This is a genomic window from Cohnella sp. GbtcB17 (assembly GCF_019091135.1).
Classification (GTDB): domain Bacteria; phylum Bacillota; class Bacilli; order Paenibacillales; family Paenibacillaceae; genus Cohnella.
The window spans coordinates 1-21,807 of sequence record NZ_JAGXJW010000088.1 but is presented as its reverse complement, the minus strand read 5'-3'; the positions used below and the strand labels follow the sequence as shown (position 1 = coordinate 21,807).

At 61.7% G+C, this 21,807-nt stretch carries 18 protein-coding genes and 1 pseudogene; 2 read left to right on the top strand and 17 right to left on the bottom strand.

The window, feature by feature from the left end; genetic code table 11:
• The 7 genes from KVT38_RS31030 to KVT38_RS31000 form a co-directional block, all read right to left on the bottom strand.
• A partial coding sequence (locus KVT38_RS31030; protein ID WP_217597626.1) for a glycoside hydrolase family 172 protein occupies window positions 1–698 on the bottom strand: 698 nt, incomplete at its 3' end.
• A 758-nt stretch (window positions 699–1,456) separates the two neighbouring features.
• Window positions 1,457–3,124, bottom strand: coding sequence for a ribulokinase (locus KVT38_RS31025; RefSeq protein ID WP_217597625.1), 1,668 nt, complete (start codon window positions 3,122–3,124; stop codon window positions 1,457–1,459).
• Window positions 3,125–3,139: 15 nt separating this feature from the next.
• Window positions 3,140–4,936: an L-fucose isomerase gene (locus KVT38_RS31020; protein WP_217597624.1), complete on the bottom strand. Its 1,797-nt coding sequence runs from the start codon at window positions 4,934–4,936 to the stop codon at window positions 3,140–3,142.
• A 16-nt stretch (window positions 4,937–4,952) separates the two neighbouring features.
• Entirely contained in the window at window positions 4,953–5,951 is a 999-nt protein-coding gene (locus tag KVT38_RS31015) for a LacI family DNA-binding transcriptional regulator (RefSeq protein ID WP_217597623.1), read from the bottom strand.
• A gap of 543 nt (window positions 5,952–6,494) precedes the next feature.
• Window positions 6,495–7,703, bottom strand: coding sequence for a sn-glycerol-1-phosphate dehydrogenase (locus KVT38_RS31010; RefSeq protein WP_368859192.1), 1,209 nt, complete (start codon window positions 7,701–7,703; stop codon window positions 6,495–6,497).
• A gap of 86 nt (window positions 7,704–7,789) precedes the next feature.
• Window positions 7,790–8,809: a sensor histidine kinase gene (locus tag KVT38_RS31005; RefSeq protein WP_217597622.1), complete on the bottom strand. Its 1,020-nt coding sequence runs from the start codon at window positions 8,807–8,809 to the stop codon at window positions 7,790–7,792.
• Window positions 8,806–9,477 carry a response regulator transcription factor gene (locus KVT38_RS31000; protein ID WP_217597628.1) on the bottom strand — a complete coding sequence of 224 codons (672 nt, stop codon included), beginning with the start codon at window positions 9,475–9,477 and terminating at the stop codon, window positions 8,806–8,808. Before KVT38_RS31000 ends, KVT38_RS31005 begins: the two co-directional genes overlap by 4 nt.
• Before the next feature lie 200 nt (window positions 9,478–9,677).
• Between KVT38_RS31000 and KVT38_RS30995 the strand changes: the two genes are divergently transcribed.
• Together KVT38_RS30995 and KVT38_RS30990 are read left to right on the top strand one after the other, a co-directional pair.
• A complete protein-coding gene (locus KVT38_RS30995) occupies window positions 9,678–10,445 on the top strand; it encodes an ABC transporter ATP-binding protein (RefSeq protein ID WP_217597621.1) in 768 nt (255 codons plus the stop codon).
• Window positions 10,446–10,479: 34 nt separating this feature from the next.
• A complete protein-coding gene (locus KVT38_RS30990; protein WP_217597620.1) occupies window positions 10,480–12,426 on the top strand; it encodes an ABC transporter permease in 1,947 nt (648 codons plus the stop codon).
• Between the two features lie 18 nt (window positions 12,427–12,444).
• Here the strand turns inward: KVT38_RS30990 and KVT38_RS30985 are convergent, their stop codons facing one another.
• The 10 genes and pseudogenes from KVT38_RS30985 to KVT38_RS30940 form a co-directional block, all read right to left on the bottom strand.
• Window positions 12,445–13,242 carry a polysaccharide deacetylase family protein gene (locus KVT38_RS30985; protein WP_217597619.1) on the bottom strand — a complete coding sequence of 266 codons (798 nt, stop codon included), beginning with the start codon at window positions 13,240–13,242 and terminating at the stop codon, window positions 12,445–12,447.
• 94 nt (window positions 13,243–13,336) lie between these two features.
• Window positions 13,337–13,642: a Uma2 family endonuclease gene (locus KVT38_RS30980; RefSeq protein WP_254639694.1), complete on the bottom strand. Its 306-nt coding sequence runs from the start codon at window positions 13,640–13,642 to the stop codon at window positions 13,337–13,339.
• Window positions 13,643–13,700: 58 nt separating this feature from the next.
• A pseudogene (locus tag KVT38_RS35665) lies at window positions 13,701–13,814 on the bottom strand (Uma2 family endonuclease); the annotation flags it as partial.
• A gap of 274 nt (window positions 13,815–14,088) precedes the next feature.
• A complete protein-coding gene (locus KVT38_RS30970; RefSeq protein WP_254639693.1) occupies window positions 14,089–14,547 on the bottom strand; it encodes a hypothetical protein in 459 nt (152 codons plus the stop codon).
• A gap of 864 nt (window positions 14,548–15,411) precedes the next feature.
• Window positions 15,412–16,314, bottom strand: coding sequence for an ABC transporter ATP-binding protein (locus KVT38_RS30965; protein WP_217597616.1), 903 nt, complete (start codon window positions 16,312–16,314; stop codon window positions 15,412–15,414).
• Complete coding sequence (locus tag KVT38_RS30960; protein WP_217597615.1) at window positions 16,307–17,332, bottom strand: ABC transporter ATP-binding protein; 1,026 nt, start codon at window positions 17,330–17,332, stop codon at window positions 16,307–16,309. Before KVT38_RS30960 ends, KVT38_RS30965 begins: the two co-directional genes overlap by 8 nt.
• A 119-nt stretch (window positions 17,333–17,451) precedes the next feature.
• Entirely contained in the window at window positions 17,452–18,297 is an 846-nt protein-coding gene (locus tag KVT38_RS30955; RefSeq protein ID WP_217597614.1) for an ABC transporter permease, read from the bottom strand.
• A gap of 4 nt (window positions 18,298–18,301) precedes the next feature.
• On the bottom strand, window positions 18,302–19,252 hold the full coding sequence (locus KVT38_RS30950; protein ID WP_217597613.1) for an ABC transporter permease: 951 nt from the start codon (window positions 19,250–19,252) through the stop codon (window positions 18,302–18,304).
• Window positions 19,253–19,336: 84 nt separating this feature from the next.
• Window positions 19,337–20,986, bottom strand: a complete 1,650-nt coding sequence (locus KVT38_RS30945; RefSeq protein WP_217597612.1) for an ABC transporter substrate-binding protein — start codon at window positions 20,984–20,986, stop codon at window positions 19,337–19,339.
• 567 nt (window positions 20,987–21,553) lie between these two features.
• On the bottom strand, window positions 21,554–21,807 hold a 254-nt coding region (locus tag KVT38_RS30940), incomplete at its 5' end, for a glycosyl hydrolase-related protein (RefSeq protein WP_217597611.1).

Here is a 21,807-nt window from a genome sequence, read left to right as displayed (position 1 = left end):
TCCCGGTTCCACTCCCGCGTCACGCGCAGGTTGAGGACGTTGAAGTTGCAGCCGACGTAGTGACCTTTGCCGACCGCGTCCAGGATCACGTAGTTGCCGTCGCCCGTCGTGTTTTTGCCGCCGAATTCGAACTCTGCGTTATCCACGCCCTCATCGGGGATGCCGTCCGTCGGGCATTCGCGGCGCCACTGCGCATGGAACCGGAGTTCGTCAGCGGGCAGGCTGTCGTAGGCTTCGTAGTCGACGTAGAAGTAAAATTTGATCGGCTGCTCCGCTTCACTCTCGATGGAGATCCGCGCCCCTTGCGCGAACGGCATCCGGAAAAAGCTGTTGAACGCCTTGCCGTCCTCGGGACTCATCATAAGCGCAGCCGACGTGTAGTTTTTGGTGATGCCGTGACCCATGCCGAAAAAGTCTCCGATCGGCGCCTCCACGCTCGGCTCGGTCTCCCCGTCCCAGTACATGCGGAGCACGATCTTGCGGGGCAGATACGCCTCCTCCGCGGGCGCGTCCGTCGCCATCGTCATCCAGATGTGGGTGATGGCGCCTGCGCCTGGAATGTCGCAAACGACCGTGTTGTCCCCCGGCCGGATCGAGAAGTAATCCTTGTTTCCCCCGGTGCGGTCATAGCTGGATTCGCGTTTTCTTTTGCCGGTTCTCGCTTGGCTGAGAGAGGTCAAGCTTTGTTGCATTTCCATGGGTGAATGCGCTCCTTTATGTCTGGATTTCTTCGGCTTTGCTGTTTTTCGTCGGATTTCGGCAATCGATTGCAGTCAGCGGGTAAAAAAGGGAGCGAGCGGCTGTGGGGCGGGCCGCGCAAGGCCAGGTTTCCGGATCGGCTAGCGGTCGGCTACGGGCTCGGCTTGCGCTCTTACAGCCCTTCGCACATCATCGATATAGGGGCTACCGCGCAAAAGTGCACGATAGAGATCCGCACCCGTTCGTCGCTCCGCCTACCGTGCAAAAGTGCACGATTTTGACCCGGAGCCTCCCGATTTCTCGCTGAAAGAGACGTGCTATCGCGCACTTTTGCACGATAGACCGCAAAAACGCTCCATACCCGCCTTGGATAGTGCACTTTTGCACGGTAGCTTTAGGCTGGTGTGTCGGGCGTGGCGAGCGTCGGCGGCTGCATCGAGTACGGCTATCGTACAACCTACCGCTGTCGTCGCGACCATTGGTTATTCGGTTAGCGGTTAGCTACCGTATCGAGTACAGCTAGCGTCGGTTGCTGCAACCGGCGCGGCCAGCGTCAGCTACCCTCGACCGCGGCCAGCGGCGGCTGCCCGCGAGCGCGGCCGGCGTCGGCTCCCCTCGAGCGCGGCCGGCGTCGGCTGCCGCATCGGGCGCGGCTAGCGTCGGCTGCCGCATCGGGCGCGGCTAGCGTCGGCTGCCGCTTCTCGCTTCCCCTCCCCGTCCCGCAATCGATTGCAGTTTTGGAGAAAAAGCACATCCGTCAACGCGGATGGCTTTTTAAAGCTTTTAATCTTTTCATGACGCCGCTCTCGCGGCCGAAATAATCGTGCAGCTCCTTGTAGTCGCGGTAGAGCTGCTCGTAGACCTCGACGCTCGCCGGGTCCGGCTTAAACGTCTCCTCGCGGACGCGGGCCATGCGGACCGCAGCCTCCGCGACCGAATCGAAGCCGCCCGCTTCGGCGCCTGCCGCGACCGCGCCGAACATCGCCGCGCCGAGCGCGGCCGTCTGCGTCGAATCAGCGATCCGGATCTCGCGGCCAGTCACGTCCGCATAGATCTGCATGAGCAGCCGGTTGCGCTGCGGCAGTCCGCCGCAGGCGTACAGCTCGTCGATGCGCACGCCGCCCGTTTCGAACGCCTCGATGATTCTGCGGGTGCCGAACGCGGTCGCCTCGAGCAGCGCGCGGTAGATCTCGGCCGGCTTCGTCGCCAGCGTCAGTCCGACGATAAGCCCCGTCAGACCGGCGTCCATCAGCACCGAGCGGTTGCCGTTCCACCAATCGAGCGCGAGCAGTCCGCTCTCTCCCGGCAGGGCTGTGGCTGCCTGCCGCTCCAGCCATTGGTGGACGCCCATCCCCGTGGCCTCCGCCTCCTGCTTCACATAAGCAGGCACCGCTTCCTCCACGTACCAGGCGAAAATGTCGCCGACGGCGGACTGTCCGGCCTCGTAGCCGTAGTAACCCGCCACGATTCCGTCTTCGACGACGCCGCTGATGCCTTCAGCCAACACCTCGTCTTGGGACAGCAGCAGGTGGCAGGTCGACGTGCCCATCGCCAGCACGAGCTTGCCCGGCGTCACGACGCCGACGGCCGGCACCATCGCGTGCGCGTCGATATTGCCGACCGCGACGGCGGTGCCCGGCACAAGTCCCATCGCCGCCGCCATCTCTGCCGATAGACCGCCCGCCTTGGCGCCGAGCGGGAGGATCGGCCCTCTCAGCTTCGTATCGGGCAGGTCCGCGAGCCGCGGATCGAGCGCCTCGAGAAACGCTGCCGTCGGGAAGCCGTCCCGCTTGTGCCAGAGCGCCTTGTAGCCCGCCGTGCAGCTGTTCCTGGCGAGATTGCCCGTCATCTGCATGACGACCCAATCGGCCGCTTCCATGAACAGGTCCGCACTGTCGTATACGTCCGGCGCCTCGTCGAGAATTTGCCAGATTTTCGCCAGCATCCATTCGGAGGAGGTTCGGCCGCCGTAGCGGGCGAGAAACGCCTCGCCCCGCGCCGCCGCCGTCTCGTTGATCTTGTTGGCCTCGTCCTGCGCGGCATGGTGCTTCCAGAGCATCGTCCAGCTATGAGGATCGTCACGCCATTCGGGCTTCAGGCAAAGTGGCGTGCCAGACGCGTCGAGCGGCATCATCGTACAGGCCGTAAAGTCGATGCCGATGCCGATGACGCTGTCTGCGCTAGCGCCCGCTTCCCGCAGCACGGCAGGCACGGATTGACGGAGCACCTCCATATAATCCTCGGGGTGCTGCAGCGCCCAGTCGGACTCGAGCTTAAGCCCGGTGCCCGGCAGCGCCTCATCGATCACGCCGTGACGATAAGGCGTCACGTGCGTCGCGACTTCTTCGCCCGTCGCGATATCGACGAGCAGCGCCCGCCCCGATTCGGTGCCGTAGTCGACGCCGATCGCATACCGCTTGCTCATTTCCACGCGCCTCCCTTACTTGTAGAGCGGCCCGAGCGCCGCGCAAGCGCGATAGTCCGCGCCGACCGGCTCGAGACCCCCGAACGCCGTCCAGTAGCTGGGCCGGAACACTTGATCGTCCGCCACGTTGTGCATGCTGACCGGAATCCGCAGCATCGAGGCCAGCGTGATCAGATCGGCGCCGACATGCCCGTAGCTGATGGACGCGTGGTTGGAGCCCCAGTTGTTCATGACGGTGTAGACGTCCTTGAACAGCCCCTCGCCCGTCAGTCTCGGCACGAACCAGGTCGTCGGCCACGTCGGATTGCTCCGCTGGTCCAGCTTGTCGTGCACCTCGTCCGGCAGCTCGACCGTGAAGCCTTCGGCCAGCTGCAGCACCGGGCCTACCCCGGCGACCAGGTTGATGCGGGCGATCGTGACGGGCATGCCGGCCCGCGTCGTGAAGTCGGTCGAGAAGCCGCCCCCGCGGAAGAAGTCGACCGCCGGACACCACTCGGTCGCCTCCAGACAATCGCGCACCTCCTGCTCCGTAATCTCCCAGAACGGCTTCATGACAGGCTTGCCGTCGCGCGTCTGGCGCCCCGTGCCGTCAAGCGCGGCAGGACCCGAATTGATCAGGTGAATGACGCCGCCGGCAGCGGGGCCTTCCAGCTCGTAGCCCGTCACGCGCTTCACCGCTTCAGGGCTCCAGTACGTGCGCACGTCGGCGAATATCTGTGCCGCGTTTGTGAGCAGATGGCCGAAAAGCATCGTAACGGCGTTCAGCGTATCGTTCTCGGTCGCCAGCATGAATGGCTCGCGGATGCCGTTCCAGTCGAAGGAGGAAGACAGGATCGCCTCCATGAAGTCGCCGGTCGGGAAATAGTCCGTCCAGGAGCGTTGTCCCTGGAAGCCTGCGGCGATCGCGTTGCGGCCGAGCGCTTCTTCGCCGAACCCGAGCTCGGCGAGCTTCGGATTGCCGACCATCAGGTCGCGGGCGATCAGCGTCATCTTAACGACCGTCTCCCAATCCTTTTCCTTCTGCGCCTCGGAGCGCTTCAGATGCGCCGGATTGACGTCCGCGCCGGGGCGGCAGTTCTCCTTGACCCAGGCGAGTGCGCGCTCATATTCTTCTTTGTCGTAAATGCCAAGCTCCATCCGCTTGACGAACTCCGTCATGTCGGCGTATTCGTTGCGAAGGCCGAGGTAGCGCTGAAAAAACGGCTCATCCACGATACAGCCTGCGATGCCCATCGAGACGTTGCCCATCGACAGGTACGATTTGCCCCGCATCGTCGCAACCGCAAGCCCCGCCTTCGCGAATCGCAGCAGCTTGGCCTGTACGTCGGGCGTAATTTCGGTATCCCCGATGTCCTGCACGTCCTGTCCGTAAATAGAGAAGGCCGGCAGCCCCTTCTGGTTGTGCGCGCCAAGCACCGCGGCCAGGTACACCGCGCCCGGACGCTCCGTACCGTTGAAGCCCCAGATCGCCTTCGGTCGCGTCGGATGGGTATCCATCGTCTCCGTCGGGTAGCACCAGCTCGGCGTCACGGATATCGACAGGCCCACATTTTCGCGCTCAAACTTTTCCTCGGTCCGCGCGGCCTCGGCCACGCCGCCGATGCAGGTGTCGGCGATGACGCATTCGACCGGCTGGCCGCCGCTGTGGCGCAGATTTTCCGACAGAAACGCCGCCACGCTCCGCGCCATATCCATCGTGACATCCTCGAGAGATTCCCGGATGCCTCCGCGCCTGCCGTCGACGATCGGACGAATGCCGATTTTCGGAAGGCTCCCCTGCAATCGATTGCAGTACGCTCCGCTTTGATTCATCTCCAAGCTCATCCTCTCATTCAATTGTATTAATCTCGTTGCGGAATATTTCTTGTATCGGAGCTTGCCCTTCCCCGTCCTTGCCGAGGCGCCGCAGGAGAATCTCTCCCGCCCGCTGGCCCATATCGTAGGGATGCTGGTCGATGTAATAGAGCTTGGGCGCCTTCAGCAGCGAGCCCGCTTCGACCTCCCCGAACGATGCTACGGCGATATCGTCCGGAATGCGCAAGCCCTGACGCACGATCTCGAGCAGCACGCCGAGACTCATGCGGTTATTGAGCGAGACGATGGCCGTCGGCTTCGGATCGGCTTCGAGAAACGTGCGGACGGCCCGAATGCCGTCTTCGGTCGAGAAGTCTCCGTTGTAAACGATCGGCTCCCGTTCGATCTCGCGCTCCCGCATCGCCGCGATCACGCCTTCGTAGCGTTCGCGTCCCGTGCTGACTCTTGCCGGCCCGTTCACGACGCCGATGACGCGGTGTCCGTCTTCGAGCAGCCTGCTCATCAGACGCTTGGCGCCGTCCTCATTGTCCTCCGCGACCAGATCCAGATTCGCTTCCCCCGACAGCTTGCGGTCGATCAGCACGACCGGCAACCCCGATTCGGCGAGCGCCGATACCGTCTGCTCGTTGCCGCCGGCGGTCGCGAGCACGATCGCGTCGACGCGCTTTTCCTGAAGCAGCCGCAGCAGTCTCGCTTCCTTGTCGGGATTCTCGTCCGAGCTGCAGAACATAAGCTGGAATCCGTCCCGGCCCACGACATCCTCGATACCCCGCGAGATGCCCGCGAAGTACGAGTTGGAAATATCGGGTACGATAACGCCGATCATATACGTCTTGTCTTGCTTGAGGCTGCGGGCGATGGCGCTCGGCTGATAGTTAAGCCGCTCCACCGCCGTCATCACGCGCGCGCGAATCTCGTCGCTCACGTAGCCGCTGTCGTTCAGCACTCTGGAGACGGTCGCAGTCGATACGTCCGCTTCGGCCGCCACCTGCTTGATCGTTGCCTTCGGCACTTCCTTCACTCCTGCCGCTTGCCGTATCCTATGATGGAACCGTTTACGTAATCGATTACACAAACACATCGTAAATCAAATCGCAACCGTCGTCAAGCGGATTTTAGCGAGGCTGTCGGATTTTAAAAGGGCGCTTCGATACACAATAGGATGCTAGATTGAGCCTGAAGCGAATACACCCCAGTCGGCCGCAGGCTGCGCCATCCGCAACGGCTTTATTTTCCGACTGGATAAAAAGCCGTCTGTGGCCTTTGGCTGGCGCATTCCTATTGGAGCGTAGATGACGACGGACTGAGTGGCCGTTATTGCTGGTCAAATCCCTGCTTGCAACCCTTTCGCGGACACAGGAGCCGTTATTTCCGAATCGCCGGCCTAGTTCGGCCTTGATCCGGATAAATAACGTCCGTCCAGTCCGCTACGCCCCCCATCTGGACCGATTTTTACGAAATAGCGCCTCCTGAGTCCGGTGCCCCATGCTTACTGAATCGTTAAAAAAGCTTGCCCGTCATCGCCTTCTTTTGAGGCGATGCAGACAAGCTTCGTTCACGGCCGCCCGTTGATCATCCGCAGCAGCGTCTTGCGGCCCGGACGGATCTCGTCCGCTTCGCGCAGCGACCGCGCGACCAGCTCGCTCTCGATGCCGAGCGCTTCCGGCAAGTCGGGGCCGCCTGCGGTTCGCAGCAGCTCGCGGATGCGCGGCGCACCGGGCAGCTCGCCAAGCCATTCAGCGACTTCCGGCAGGCGGTCGCCTAGCTTGGCGGCCAGCGCCGCGGCAGGACCCGATGCGTTAAGCGCTGCGGCTTGTCCGAGCCAATGACGGTAATGCTCGGCGATGACGGCGCATGCCGCGCCGACCTTCGCCCCGTGAAGCACCTGCCGGCGGCCCGTCCGCAGCAGTTCCATTTCCCAGTAATGCGACAAATGATGCTCGGCGCCCGACGCGGAGTGCGACTGGCCGAAGATGAGCATCGCGAGACCAGACACGATCAGCGCGCGCGTCAGCGTCTCGATGCCCGCCGGCGTCCGGGCGCCGATCGCTTCGACGCTAGCGACGCATTCTTCAAGCGCCATGGCGGTCAACTCGGCGACATACGGAGCGTAGTCCTCGCCGCCGAGCGCGTGCCCGACCTTCCAATCGAATAAGGACGTGTACTTGCCGAGCATGTCGCCGAAGCCGGCCGCGACCATCGCGCCCGGCGCCTGCGCCAGAACGTCCGTATCCGCAAAAATCGCCTCGGGACCGATCGCGGGAACGGTAATCTTGTCACCGCGGATGAGCAGCGGCGCGCCCTTCGAGGTGAAGCCGTCGACCGACGGCGCCGTCGGCACCGAGACGAACGGCAAACCTGCCGTATAGGCGGCGTATCTCGTAATGTCGTGCAGCGTGCCTGCGCCGACCGCTACGGCGACATCCGCTCCATGCTGCTGGATGTCCAGCAGCGTTTGCACGATCGACGCTTCGTCCGCCACGACGTCCCCCGCCGCGTTCGGCTTCACGAGCGTCGCCTCGGCGGCGATCCCCAGTTCGCGGATCGCATCGGCCAGCTCGTCGCCCTTCGCGGCGGCCATCGTGAGCGGGTCGCCGACCAGCAGCGCCCGACGATGGCCTTTATCCTTCAAGTAGGCCGGCAATCGCGCAGTCGCGCCCGGCGCCAGGACGATCTCGTCCGGAAATGCCACTTCGGACAAGCGAATGCCCCTAGTCTCGGCTCCATGCTTGACGAATGCGACAATATCGGTATGTGGGTTCACGGTGCCATCTCTCCTTCTCCGAATGCATCGAACTTCCTCCACCTAGTAAACGCCTATTCGCTCTTCGGCGCAAGCGCAAGCTTGCGTCACGGCCGGCCGACGTCCATGTACGATCTGAATTTCGGAAAATGAATCGTTAGCCGCGTGCCCGCTCCCTGTTCGGAGCTTGCGGACAGCCTGTGCCCGAGCTTGCGTGCCATCTGCCGCGCCAGGTAGAGGCCGAGGCCCGTGGACTTCGCATGGACGCGGCCGTTCGTACCCGTGAAGCCCTTGTCGAAGACGCGGCTAAGCTCCTCGGGCGGAATGCCGATCCCGTCGTCCGCGATCCACAGCCGCTTTTCCGCCGCGTCCTCGTCCCAGCCGACCGCGATCCTTCCTTGCTCCGGCGTATATTTAAGCGCGTTCGCCATGATCTGTTCGACGATGAAGGCCAGCCACTTGCCGTCGCTGTGCGCCCTGATCTCTCCTTCCTGCATGTCGAAGGCGATCCGTTTGTTGATGAACAGCTTGGCGTATTTGCGCACGCTCGCCTTGACGACCGTTTGCAGCGGCAGCTCGGCGATGAAGTAGTCTTTGGAAAAGGAATCGATGCGCGAAAAATACAACGCCTGCTCCACATAGCTGTCGATCTTGGCGATCTCGTCCTCCAGCTTGTCCGCTAGCGGTTCGGGCAGCGTCTCCTCCCGCTCGAGCAGCAGCCGCACGGCTGAGATCGGCAGCTTCACTTCGTGAATCCAGGACATGACGAAGTCCTGATGCTCGCGCATCTCGGCCCGCAGACTGTGAAGCCGTTCTTCGTGCTCGTCCTGCCGGTGCCGGATGAAGGCCAGCAGCCGCGCCTGCCCCCGCGTCTGCGGCTTCGGCAGATGTTCGACCTTGACGTCCTTGACCCCAGTGCTTCGTTCGATCTCCCGATAGAATCCTCTCCGGTACAGATAACCCGCGCAGGCATACACGATCGTAAAAACAATGCAGGCGGATGCCGTGTACAGGACGGTGCCCGAATCGACGCCGCTGACCGACATCATTAAGGCGACGAATGCCGTCAAGCCTGCCGCGAACGCAAAAAACGGCGCTTTGTCTCTGGCATATTCCGTGAATGTCATGGCACCACGTACCCTTGCCCTTTGCGCGTCGCGATGAAGTCTTCCCGGCCAAGCTCCGCCAGCTTCCGCCGCAGGCGTCCGATATTGACGGTGAGCGTATTCTCGTCCACGAAGCTCTCGTCCTCCCAAAGCGCGCGCATGATCTTCGTTCGGCTGACGATGGCGCCCTTATGCCGCATGAGCAGGCTCAAGATCGCGAACTCGGTCCTGGTCAGCTCGGCCCGGATGTCGCCTCGGACGACCGTCCCGTCCTTCAGGTCGAGTACGACGCCATCGTGCTCGATGATGCTGGGCTGTGCGTCCAGATAAGTATACGTCCGCCTGAGCAGCGCCTGGATCTTCGCCACGAGCACGTCCATATGAAACGGCTTCTGCACGAAGTCGTCCCCGCCCATGTTCATGGACATGACCATGTCCATCGGCGTGTCCCGCGAGGAAAGGAAGAGAATGGGCACCTTCGATACCTCCCGGATCCGGCCGCACCAGTAGAAGCCGTCGAACGAGGGCAGGTTGATGTCCATGAGCACCAGATGCGGCGCTTCCCGGACGAACGCCGCCAGCACCTGGCCGAAATCTTCCGCAAGACAGGTCGCGAAGCCCCACTTGCCGAGCGCTTCCGCGATCAGCTCCCTGATCGTGGGATCGTCCTCGACGATCATGATTTTCATGCTCATACCGTGCCTCCCCTGGCCGCTCGCCTTTCCGCATGAGTCATTCATACCATCCCCGCCTGTCCCGCGCAACACGCCGTATGTGACAATATTGTTAGTTTGGGCGCCCCGGCTGTTCGGTTGAACGCGTAACGGTTCCTGTACAATAAGTATCGCAGGCCTGACGCTCTTGAATGACGGAGATGGAGGAATCAACGGTGAAAACGATCGTGGAAGCGAGAAACGTGCAAAAAACGTACGGCGCGAGAGGCAATCTGTTCACGGCGCTGCAGCGGATCGACCTGACCGTCGCGGAAGGCGAGTTCGTCGGCATCATGGGGCCGTCCGGCTCGGGCAAGGCGACGCTGCTCATCCTGCTGTCGTCGATCGATAGACCGACCGCGGGCGAGATCGAAGTGGACGGCGTCAGCATTTTAAATATGGACGAGGCTCGGATGTCCGCATTTCGCAGGGATCGGCTGGGCTTTATTTTCCAGGACTTCAATCTGCTCGACACGCTGTCGGTCCGGGAAAACATCGTTCTGCCGCTGGCGCTGGCGCGCGCCGAAACCAAAGAGCTCGAACGCCGCGCGATCGAGATCGCCGAACGCTTCGGCATTGGGGACATTCTGGACAAGTACCCTTACCAGATCTCCGGCGGTCAAAAGCAGCGCACGGCGGCCTCCCGCGCCATCGTGGCGAAGCCGAGACTCGTGCTGGCCGACGAACCGACCGGCGCGCTCGATTCGAAGTCCGCCACGGACCTGCTCGAGTGCCTGCAGGAGCTCAACCTGCGCGAACGCGCAACCATCCTCATGGTCACGCACGATCCGTTCGCGGCCAGCTATTGCTCTCGCGTACTGTTCATCAAGGACGGCAGCGTGTTCACCGAGATCGGCAGAGGCGAGACGGCGCGGCCGCTTTTTTTCAAAAAAATCTTGGACGCGCTGTCGGTCCTCGGCAGCGGCGCGCCGGTCGTCGAATGATTCGCCGCCCGATCGCGGAAAGGAGAGGCTCGCCATGACACCATGGGATTTGGCCAAGAAAAACATGAGAGGCAACGCCCGGAACTACGGCATTTATTTTGTCTCGATGCTGATCAGCGTCGTCATCTACTTCACGTTCGTCAGCCTTCAATACAATAAGGACATCGAAGCGGGGATGGCATCTTCGCAAAACCTGCGCACCGTATTCATGGGCTCGTCGGTCGTACTGGCCTTGTTCGCCGCCGTATTCATCGGCTACTCCAACGCCTTTTTCACACGCAACCGCAAAAAGGAAATCGGGCTATATGCGCTACTCGGCGTGCGCCGCAAGACGATCGGACGCATGTTGCTCTACGAAAACCTGATCCTGAGCGCCGTCGTACTGGCCGCAGGCATCGGGCTCGGCACGCTGCTGTCCAAGCTGTTCGGCATGATTCTGGTTCGACTGCTCGGCACGGGTGCCTCGTCGTCCGTCGGCTTCGGGCTCTCGCTCGAGGCCGCGGGGAATACGATCGCCGTGTTCGCGCTGATCGTTCTGGCGACCTCGCTCCACAGCTACCGGCTCATCTACAAGTTCTCGCTGATCGAGCTGTTCAGAGCGGATAAAAAGGGCGAGCCGGCGCCCCGCGTCTCGGTATGGGCCGCGCTCGCAGCAGCGCTGCTGATCGCAGGAGGCTACATCTCGGCGCTTCAGGAGATTCACACGACCGAGCAGTTCGCATTGAATATGGGCATCGCGCTCGTCTGCATCCTGCTCGGCACCTGGCTGCTGTTCCGCGCGGCCGTGCCGGCGCTGCTCGCCGCCTGGCGCAGCAACAAATCCCGTTATTACCGAGGCACCGCCATGATCGGGGTATCGCAGCTGTTGTTCCGCGTGCGCGGTCATGTCCGCACCTTTTCGATGATCGCGCTGCTGAGCGGCATCACCCTCGGCATTTTCAGCATCGTGTACATCCAATACTACTTCGCGGAACGCAGCACCGCCGAGAGTCGGCCGTTCAGCTACGAGCATGCGTCCGTCGATCCCGCGTTCGACGAAGCCGTCAGGAATGTCATCGACGCGGACAGGAGCCACCCGGTCGTCTCGCATCTCTCGATTCCCGTCGTCGAGCTGGACGCGAGTCTGACCAATCTGCGCGAGTTACCGATCCACTACTATTCGTACGCCGAGCCGGGCAAGACGGTATCGATTCTGTCCGCGAGCGCCTACAACGAGGCGTCCAAGGCGCTCGGAAGGCACGAGACAGTCCGACTGGCCGCAGGAGAGGCGGCGGCGATCCGGCCGATGCTGGACGATCAAACCTATACGGAATACGCCGGGCAATCGCTTGAACTGCGCATGGGAGACGAGAAAAGAGCGCTGCCCTTCGTGACCTTGCTGGAAGGACGCGTGCTGAGCTGGCGGTTCCCCGATTTGTTCGCGGTCGTGGACGACGGCACTTGGGCCGAGATCGCGGAGACAGCCGCGCCTACCGTATTCGAGGTCTACAGAGTCGATGGCCAGGAAAAGGCCGGCGCCACCGCGGACCGGCTAAATGCGCTGGCCGCGGACCGAGACGATGTCCGCCTAAGCACGTTCTACGCGGAATACAAGCGTACGCAGGAAGAATCGGGACTGTTCCTGTTCATCGTCGGGTTCCTCGGTCTCGTCTTCCTCGCGGCCACGGGCAGCATGATCTACTTCAAGCAAATGACGGAGGCGCAAGCCGACATCGGGCGGTACGCTGTGCTGCGCAAGCTCGGCGTCAGCCGCCGGGAGCTCCGGCGGACGATCGCCTGGCAGACGCTGTTTGTCTTCGTTCTACCGCTCGCGGTAGGCACGGCGCACGGCTACGTCATCATGAAGGTGTTCACGGCGGGACTCGTCGGCATGAACTTCACGATCCCGATCCTGCTGTCGATGGGCGCTTATGTCGCGGTGTACTTCGTCTATTATGCGGTATGCGTCTATTCGAACGACCGGATCCTCAATCCGGCGTGACGAGCGTCCGCAGCAGCGTCAAAAGCGCTTCACTTCACCCGGCCCGACCGGGACGGGCTGTCCGTCCGCTTCGATCCACACTTCGATCGCCGACGGATTGTGCACGATCGTGCAGTCCGCGGAAAAACGCAATCGGTCAACCGCCTGCTTGTAGGCGAAGATCTCGGCATTGGTCGCCTTCCAGATATCGTCCGCGCCGGGGAGCATCTCGCCGACGGCATCGACGAGATGCCAGTTGTCGTCCGAATCGAATTCGTAGCTGTGCCCCCAAATATAGAGCAGCGTCATTCTGCCGAAGCGGTCCCGGTGGCTCAGAAAGTCCTCCGTGCGTTCGACCATCTGCTTGTGGTGACAGGTCGGATGCCAGCGCAAAAAATCCGCGGGCAGCTCGAAGCCGCCGTGGCTCTTCGTCGTGCGGGCATATTCGATGCCGAACGCGGGCAGCGCCGCGACGACCCGGTCGTCGTACGTGCCGAACGGATAGCTCATGCCGCGGACGGGGTAACCCGTCAAGCGCTCCAGCGCTTTGCGGTCCTGCCAGACCTCTCCGGCCAGCGCGTCGGTCGGATACAGGTCCAGGAACGGATGGTTGATCGTATGGGCCGACACCTCGTGTCCCACGAAAAGCCCGGCGACCTCGTCTGAACCGATATAACCATCCAAGCCAAGCTTGCCAGCGTTCAGGTGAAAGGTCCCCCTGAGGCCATACCGGTTCATCGTCTCGACCAGCCTGCGATCCTGCACTCTGCCGTCGTCGAAGCTGAACGTAACCGCCTTGCGCCGGCCTCCCGGAAAACACTTGAATTGAACGCTCATGCGCTCCATCTCCTTTGTCCATAAAAGGCTTTAATCCTTCACCGCCTTAATATATAAGCGCATGAATCTGCATGTCAAACGGTTTGCCCGCCCGTTAACCGCCCGCGAGCAAACGGCCGATCTGTTCCTCCGCGAACAGTTCGCTTAAGGCGAACGAGATGCACGGCAGCTTTTCCGATACGACGCGATCTTCGCCTTCGAACAGCTCGGTCAGCGTTAGCCGATCCCCTTCCTGTTCATAACGCTCCAGCGTACGGGCGTCGGGATCGAGGATCCAATACTCTTGTACGCCATGCTTCCCGTAAATGTCCAGCTTGCGAACCTTGTCCCTGTGTCTGGAACCCGGCGACAACACCTCCACGACGAGATCGGGCGAGCCGTCGATACCCCGCATCGTCATGATGTCCGTCCGGCTCCGAAGGGATAAAGATGACGTCCGGTTGCGTGACATTTCGCGGGCTTAAGATGACGTCGAGCGGGGCAAGCAGAATAAAGTACTCCGAGCTGCAGCTCTGCGCGATGAGATGCAATGTACCGCCCAACATCTGATGCACAAGCGACGGGCCCGACATCAGCTCAAGCGCTCCGTCCAGCACCTCGTAACGCTGTCCGTCCTCCGGCAGCTCCGCGTAAATGTCGTACGTCACGCGCTTTTCTCTGATCGACGCTTCCCATTCCTTTTTTTTATCCATAACAAGCCTCCTCCTTAGCAAAAAAGCCCCGTCAAAGCGACACGTGACGTGTTCGGCTCTGACGGGGCGCTTCCCCGCGTTCATTCTGCATTTATTATGGACAAGACTGGATAATCTGTCAACGAGTTTTTATGCGGTCATCCGACGGCTGCCGTTAGCGCTGAATCGGTTCGATCAGGTAGACGCCGCGCTCTGCGCCCGACTCTTCCGACGCCCCCGTCTCTTCCTCGCGAATGCGCCAGCCGAACGACAATACGGACGCGAGGCGCGCCTTCTCGTCGGCAGTGAGCGAAACGCGGACCGCCTCGGCTCCCGCCTCCAATAACAGCTCCGGCTCAAGACCGAGCGCAACCCGGATCCAGCTATGAATGCCGCGCACCGTGTTGTACTTGATCTGGTAGCCTTGCTTGACGGCCGTCTCGAACGTTTGGGGCTCCTCCGCCGCGAATGCCGAGAGCGCCTCGTATTTGAATTGGAACGGGCTCTCGTCGACAGGCAGCTGGCCCGACCGAACGCGCGCGATCAGCTCCTCATTCGTCCATCCCAGCGACCTTAGCGATTCCACCAGCAATGCGTCCCATTGGGAAAGCTTTGTCTGACTCGTCGCGCTCATATTCATCCGCCCCTTTAATGATGCTGTGAAATGCTCGGCTTGCATGACTCGCAACCGCGCTTTCTCGTTTGCAGCGCCCGTATCCGCGGCTTCGCTATCTGCCGCTGCTATGTTGCCTGCCTGGGAAACGGTACTTCTTTAGAGTAACTTTTTTCCGTTACAGTAACTTTTAGACCATCCCGCGAGATTGGAGAGTAACTTTTTACCTTTACACCACCGTTTAGACCAGTTCCCGAGACTGTAGAGTAACTTTTTGCCCTTACACCACCGTTTAGATTGGTTCGCGAGACTGTAGAGTAACTTTTTGCCCCTACACCACCGTTATATCTTATCACGAGGCTGCAAGCGCGCTTTCCTCGCCTACAGCGCGCACATTCGCGACCTTGGCCGCTGCAACCGCGCTTTTCTCGCTTGCACGGCACAACTCGCGCTGCAGCCGCGCTTTCCTCGCTTACAGCGCCCGTATCGGCGCCGTCAGCCGCTGCAACCGTGCTTTTCTCGCTTGCACGGCACGACTCGCGCTGCAGCCGCGCTTTCCTCGCTTACAGCGCCTGTATCGGCGCTGTCAGCTGCTGCAACCGCGCTTTTCTCGCTTGCACGGCACAACTCGCGCTGCAGCCGCGCTTTCCTCGCTTACAGCGCCCGTATCGGCGCCGTCAGCCGCTGCAACCGCGCTTTTCTCGCTTGCACGGCACGACTCGCGCTGCAGCCGCGCTTTCCTCGCTTACAGCGCCCGTATCGGCGCCGTCAGCCGCTGCAACCGCGCTTTTCTCGCTTGCACGGCACGACTCGTACTGCAACAGCGCTTTCCTCGCTTGCCCGCGCATTCGATCGCCTTGCCAAGCTCCCTCGCCGGTCAGCGATTCACGGAATCGCTGCGAAATGCCCCGGCCCGACCTCGCGCAGCGGAGCACCTTCGCCGATCCAGGCCGCGCGGTCCCAGGCGATCCGTTTGGCCGCGGCCCGCGGGTCCGGCACCGGGATCGCCGACAGCAGCGCCTGCGTGTACGGGTGCAGCGGGTTGTCGTACAGCTCGTCGCTGTCCGCGACCTCGACGAGGCGGCCGGCGTACATGACGCCGATCCGGTCGGAGATGTGCCGCACCATCGACAGGTCGTGCGCGATGAACAGGTACGTCAGGCCGAATTCGGCCTGCAAGTCCTCCAGCATGTTGACGACCTGCGCCTGCACGGACACGTCGAGCGCGGAGATCGGCTCGTCGCAGACGACGAACTCCGGCCGGACCGAGAGCGCCCGCGCGATCGACAGCCGCTGCCGCTGGCCGCCGCTGAACTCGTGCGGGTACCGGGTCAGATGCTCCCGCTTGAGCCCGACCTTCACGAGAAGGTCCGCGACCGCTTCCTTGCGGGCGCTGCCTGCATGCACGCCGTGGATGTCCATCGGCTCGCCGATCAGCTCGAGCACATTCATACCCGGGTTCAGCGACGAATACGGGTCCTGGAAGATGCTCTGGATGCGTCGCCGGAAAGGCCGCAGCGCTTTGTCGTCCAACGCGGACAGCGCCTGGCCGTCGTAGAGAACCTCGCCCTCCGTATAGTCGTACAACCGCAGCAGGCAGCGCCCGACCGTCGACTTGCCGCTTCCCGATTCGCCGACGAGGCCGAACGTCTCTCCCTTGCGAATGCCGAAGCTCACGCCGTCGACCGCCTTTAGCACCTGCGTCGTTCTGCCCCAGACATCCTTTTCTTTGGCGAAATGCTTCTTGAGCCCCCGAACGTCTACCAGCGTCTTGACCGCCTTATCCATTCGAATCCCTCCCCGCGTTCCCGCCCGAATCGCCGCCCGCCGCCGAATGCTCCGCATCGTGCAGCCAGCACAGCGCGCGGTGGCCCTCGCCGAGCTCGAACAGCGGCGGCCGCTCCTTGCATTTGCCGAACGCGTGCGGGCAGCGCTCGATGAACGGACAGCCCGGCGGCGGATCCAGCAGATCCGGCGGCGTACCCTCGATCGGCACAAGCCGCTCGCGCGCGCCGCCTCCGCGCTTCGGCACCGACTTCAGCAGCCCCTGCGTGTACGGATGGCCCGGGCGGTAGAAAATATCCTCTACGGTCCCTTCCTCCATCACCATGCCGCCGTACATGACGACGACCCGCGTGCACACTTGGGCGACGACCCCGAGATCGTGCGTGATCAGCACGATGCCCATGTTCGACTTCGCCTTGATATCCTTCAGCAAATCGAGGATCTGCGCCTGGATCGTCACGTCGAGCGCCGTCGTCGGCTCGTCGGCGAGCAGCAGCTCGGGCTCGCAGGAGAGCGCCATGGCGATCATGACCCGCTGCCGCATGCCGCCGCTGAACTCGTGCGGATACTGCTCCAGCCGGCGCTCCGGCTCGGTGATGCCGACCTCGCCCAGCTTGGCGGCCGCCTCCTGCCTTGCCGCTTCTTTGCCGAGCCCGCGATGCCTGCGGATGACTTCGACCATCTGCGCGCCGATCGTTTTCACCGGATTGAGCGCCGTCATCGGATCCTGGAACACCATCGCGATCCGATTGCCCCGAAGCTTGCGCCAGCGGCTGTCCGACCAGCCGAGCACACTCTCGCCGCGGTAGCGGATGTTGCCGCCGATCACGCGGCCCGGCGGACCGATCAGGCCGAGCGCCGCTTTGGCCGTCACGCTTTTGCCGCTGCCGGACTCGCCGACGATGCCGACCGTCTCGCCCGCGTCGACATGAAGGCTCACGCCCCGCACCGCTTGATTCTCCCCGCTCCGGGAGTAGAACGACACGCGGAGATCCTCCATTTCCAGCAACCGTTCCGTCATGCCCCGTTCCCTCCTTTTACATTGATTGATGCCGCCTTGCCTTGCCTTGTAATGCCCCTGCCCTGTCTCGGCCTGCCTTCTATCACGCCTTCGCCCGCGCCTACACTCTGGACTCCGTCCTACCGCTTCACCAGCTTCGGCTCGAAGCCGACGCGCAGGATGTCGCCCAGCACGTTGAAGCTGAGCACCGTAAGCAGGATGAACAAGCCCGGGAACAACGCCAGGTAAGGCGCCTGCGCGATCAAGCCCTGCGCGTTGTTCAGCATGCTGCCCCACGTCGCGTTCGGCGCCTGGACGCCGAAGCCGAGAAAGCTGAGCGACGACTCCATCATGATCGCAGAGGCGATGTTGTTCGTCGCCCCGACGATGACGACCGGCATCAGGTTGGGCAGGATGTGTCTGCGGACGATGCCGAAGGTGCCCTGGCCCGACGCACGCGCGTACAGCACGTACTCCCGCTCCTTGAGCGACATCGTCTCCGCCCGGACGATCCGCGCCATGTTCATCCACATGAGAAGCGAGATGATGACGATCAGGTTGCCGACGCTGGGTTTCAGGAATACGCTCAGCAGCAGCAGAATCAGAAAGGACGGAATCGACATGATGACTTCGACCAGCCGCATGAGCAGGTTATCGATCCATCCGCCGAAATAGCCGCTCGCGACGCCGATAACTACGCCGATGCCCGTCGCGAGTATCATCGACGCGAAGCCGACGGTCAGCGAGACGCGGCCGCCATACAACGCTCGCGTGAAATAGTCGCGCCCGTAATCGTCCGTCCCGAACCAATGCGCGCCGCTCGGCGGCTTCAGGCGCTCGAGCGCGTTCAGCGCGTTCGGATCGTGCGGCGACAGGAAGGCCAGCGCGGCTGCGACCGTAAATAGGACAAGAATAACGATGCCTGCGATGCCGAACGCGCTCGACCGCAGCTCCTCCGCGACGCTTCGCCATTTGCTCCGGTTCATGTGATCACCTCTTTGCATTAATTCTCGGGTCCGCTACGCCGTACAGCAGATCCGCGGCCAGATTGCCCAGAATAAGCATGACGGAGGAGAACAGCGTGATCCCCATGATGATGGGATAATCCATGCCCCGGACCGCCGTCATGCCGAGCGAGCCGATGCCTGGCCAGGAGAACACCGTCTCCGTCACGATGGCGCCGGCGACCAGCTCGCCCATCGACATGCCGAGCAGCGTGATGATCGGCAGCAGCACGTGCTTCAACACATGGCGCAGCAGCACGATGCGCTTGGTCGAGCCGTACGCATATTGAATCTGCACGTAATCCTCGCGCAGCTGTCCGATCGTGCTGGAGCGGATATACCGGACATAGACGGCCAAGAAGCTGAACGCCAGCACGACGCAGGGCATGATGCCGTGCTTCAGCACGTCGAGGGCGGTGTTGACGCCGATCGTGCGCATGCCCATGCTCGGCAGCCAGTGCAGATGGATGGAAAAATAGTAAATCAGCAAAATGGCGAGCCAGAACAGCGGAACCGAGATTCCGACGTAGGCGATCAGATTGACGAGCTTGTCGATCCAGCGGCCGCGGTTCGCGCCGGCCAGCAGTCCGAGCGGAATCGCCAGCAGCACGGCAAGCGCGAGCGCAGAGCCCATCAGCCCGGCCGTGGCCGGCAAGCGGTCGAGAATCTGGTCCATGACCGGCTGGTGGTTGACGAGCGAGTAGCCGAGATTGCCGGTCACCGCTTCCTTGATCCACAAAAAGTACTGCACATAGGCCGGCTTGTCCAGGCCGAGATTGTGGCGGATGCGCTCGATGTCCTCGGCATGCATGTTCGGCGTGACGAAAGACAGCACCGGGTCGCCCGGCGCCAGCTTGATCATCGCGAAGCAGACGATCGAGACGAATATCAACAGCGGTATCGTCTGCAAGAGCCTTTTAACTAAGAGTTGTCTCATTCGGTACGCTCCCCGGGATGGACGTACAAAAAAATAAGCTGGCGAACCAGCTTATTTTCTTGAACGCCCGGTATTCAACAGCGCTTATTTGAGGTAGAGCTTGGACGGATCTTCGAAAATGACGACCGGCTTCAGCACGGCTTGGTCAAGACCGCCGTAACGCTTGTCGAGGGCGACGATCGTCTTGGTATAGGCGATCGGATAGATGGCCGCGTCTTCCGCGACGATCGTCTGGGCTTTCTTGTAGATCTCCTCGCGCTTGGCGGCGTCGCCTTCGCCGGCGCCTTGCTTGAACAGTTCGTCGACCTCGGGATTGCTGTAGTGCGAGTAGTTGGACGAGCCGTCGGACGTGAACAGCATGCTGTACGCATCCGGGTCGAAGCCCATGATGTAGCCGGAGACGACCAGGTCGAAGTCGGTCGCCTTCGGATCGGTGAACTTCGCGACAAACGCGGAAGCGTCCATGCTGCTCAGCTCGACCGTGATGCCGACGTCCTTCAGCTTCTGCTGCACGTACAGGGAGATCGCTTCCTGCACCTTGTTGCCGCTTGTCACGATGAAACGCAGCTTCAGGTTGCTAACGCCCGCCGTCTGGAGCAGTTCTTTTGCCTTCGCGACATCATTGTCGTAGGTCGGCACGTCGTTCGTCTGGTAGAGTACATCAGGCGTCAGGAACGAATGAGCCGGATCCGCATAATCGGCGGAAGCGTAAGCGACCTGGATCAGCTCTTCGCGGTTCAGCGCATAGCCGATCGCTTCGCGGACTTCCTTTTTCTTCAGGGCGCCCGTCGCGCTGTTATGATTGAACATCATGTACGCCAAGCGGCCTTCGCTGTAAGCTTGAATGTCGAAGTTGCCCGTCGCTTCGATCGTGGAGACATCCTGCGGATCGAGATACTTGACGTTAAGCTCGCCGTTTTGCAGCGCCAGGTTTGCAGCGTTCGTATCCTTGGCGATTCGGTACGTGATCGAATCGAGGTGCGGCTTGCCGCCGAAGTAGCCGTCGAAGCGCTCGAGCGTCAAGTACTCCCCGGTCTTGTATTCTTTGAACTTGAACGCGCCGGAGCCGACGGGTTGTTTGTTCTTTTCGCTTTTCTCGATGTTGGCCTCGTTCTCGTAGATATGCTTCGGAATCGGGAACACTTGCACGAGCGTCGCTTCGAAGCCCGGTGCGACCTGCGGCAGCTTGAGCTGGACCGTCGTGTCGTCTACCTTCACTGCTTGGACCGGCTTGCCGCCGATGATGAAGTTGCCGCGCAGGAAGCTGTTCTGGGACTCGTCGAGGATCTTGTCGATCGTGAACACGACGTCGTCCGCCGTCAGCGGCTGGCCGTCATGCCAGGTGAGGCCGCTCTTCAGCTTCAAAGTATAAGTAAGCTTGTCCTCGGACAGATCGAGGCTGTCGGCCAGGTAGAACGTCTTCTTGCCGTTGTTCACCTGGAACAGCGGCGCGTAAAGCGCCTGGTCGATCGTCAGGCTGACGCGGTCGCCCGCGTAGTCCGGGTTCAGCACGACCGGATCCGAGGCGACGGCGACGATCAGGTTGCCGCCGTCTTTGGCTTCGCCGCTAGCCGCCGGCTGAGAGCCGGATGCCGAGGCGCCGGCGGACGCGGTGCCCGAGGCGCTTGGAGTCGCGTTGTTCCCGTTGTTGTTGCCGGAGCAGGCGCTCGCGAGCATGGTGAGCAGCGCAAGAACGACGATGCCGGTAAAACGTTTTTTGTTGCGGTTAAGCATAGGTTCACCCTCCACAATATCTCTGTATCTGTTTTTGTAACAGTTTAATCATAGTACATCGGGTTAGTCGGAATTGCAAGTTTTATTTCAAAGTATTTTGTCGAACCCGATAGAATATATCGACAGAATTCTTATTATATCGATCGCGCCGCGCTTCGGCAACCGGATCGGCGAATCACATTGATGAATGATGGTATCCCACAAATCGGAAGGAAGTATGCGCGGGATAACAACTGCCAGGTGAAGAGGACCCTTCCCGTCTTCCGGGAGGGGTCTCATCAGAGGAAGCTCATTCGCTGAAGTCGCAGATAGGAACAAACGGGGCCGGTTTCTCTCGAGTCCTTCGCCTCTGGTCTCGATGAGGAACAAACAACCCCGTTCGCGCCGCCGTGTCTCCTCTTTGGTCCCGGTTAGGAACAAACTTTCCAGCCGCGCAGTCCGTTTCATCCCCGAAGTCCCGGTTAAGAACAAACTCCCCTTTCCGCAGGTTCGTTTACCTCTTTAGTCTCAACCAGGAACAACCCAGCGACTTCGTGATCCGTTCCACCCAAAGCGTGCGGCAGCCTCTTAACGCAGCCGAATCACAAATGTCTTGATCTCATAAGGCGCCAACGCGAACCGCAGCGGCTCGTCGCCGGCGTGTCGCACGCCGATCGGACGCCCCAGCAGGTCGCACTCCTGCCAGGAGGCGACCTCGCAGCCCGGCGTCAGCGTCGCGACGCCGCGACCGCCTGCGTATTCGTGCAGCCGCACGATCAGCGCGTCTTCGTCCACCGCTTTTTTGATCGCGTCGAAGGCGATATGCCCGCCGTCCGCGCGCA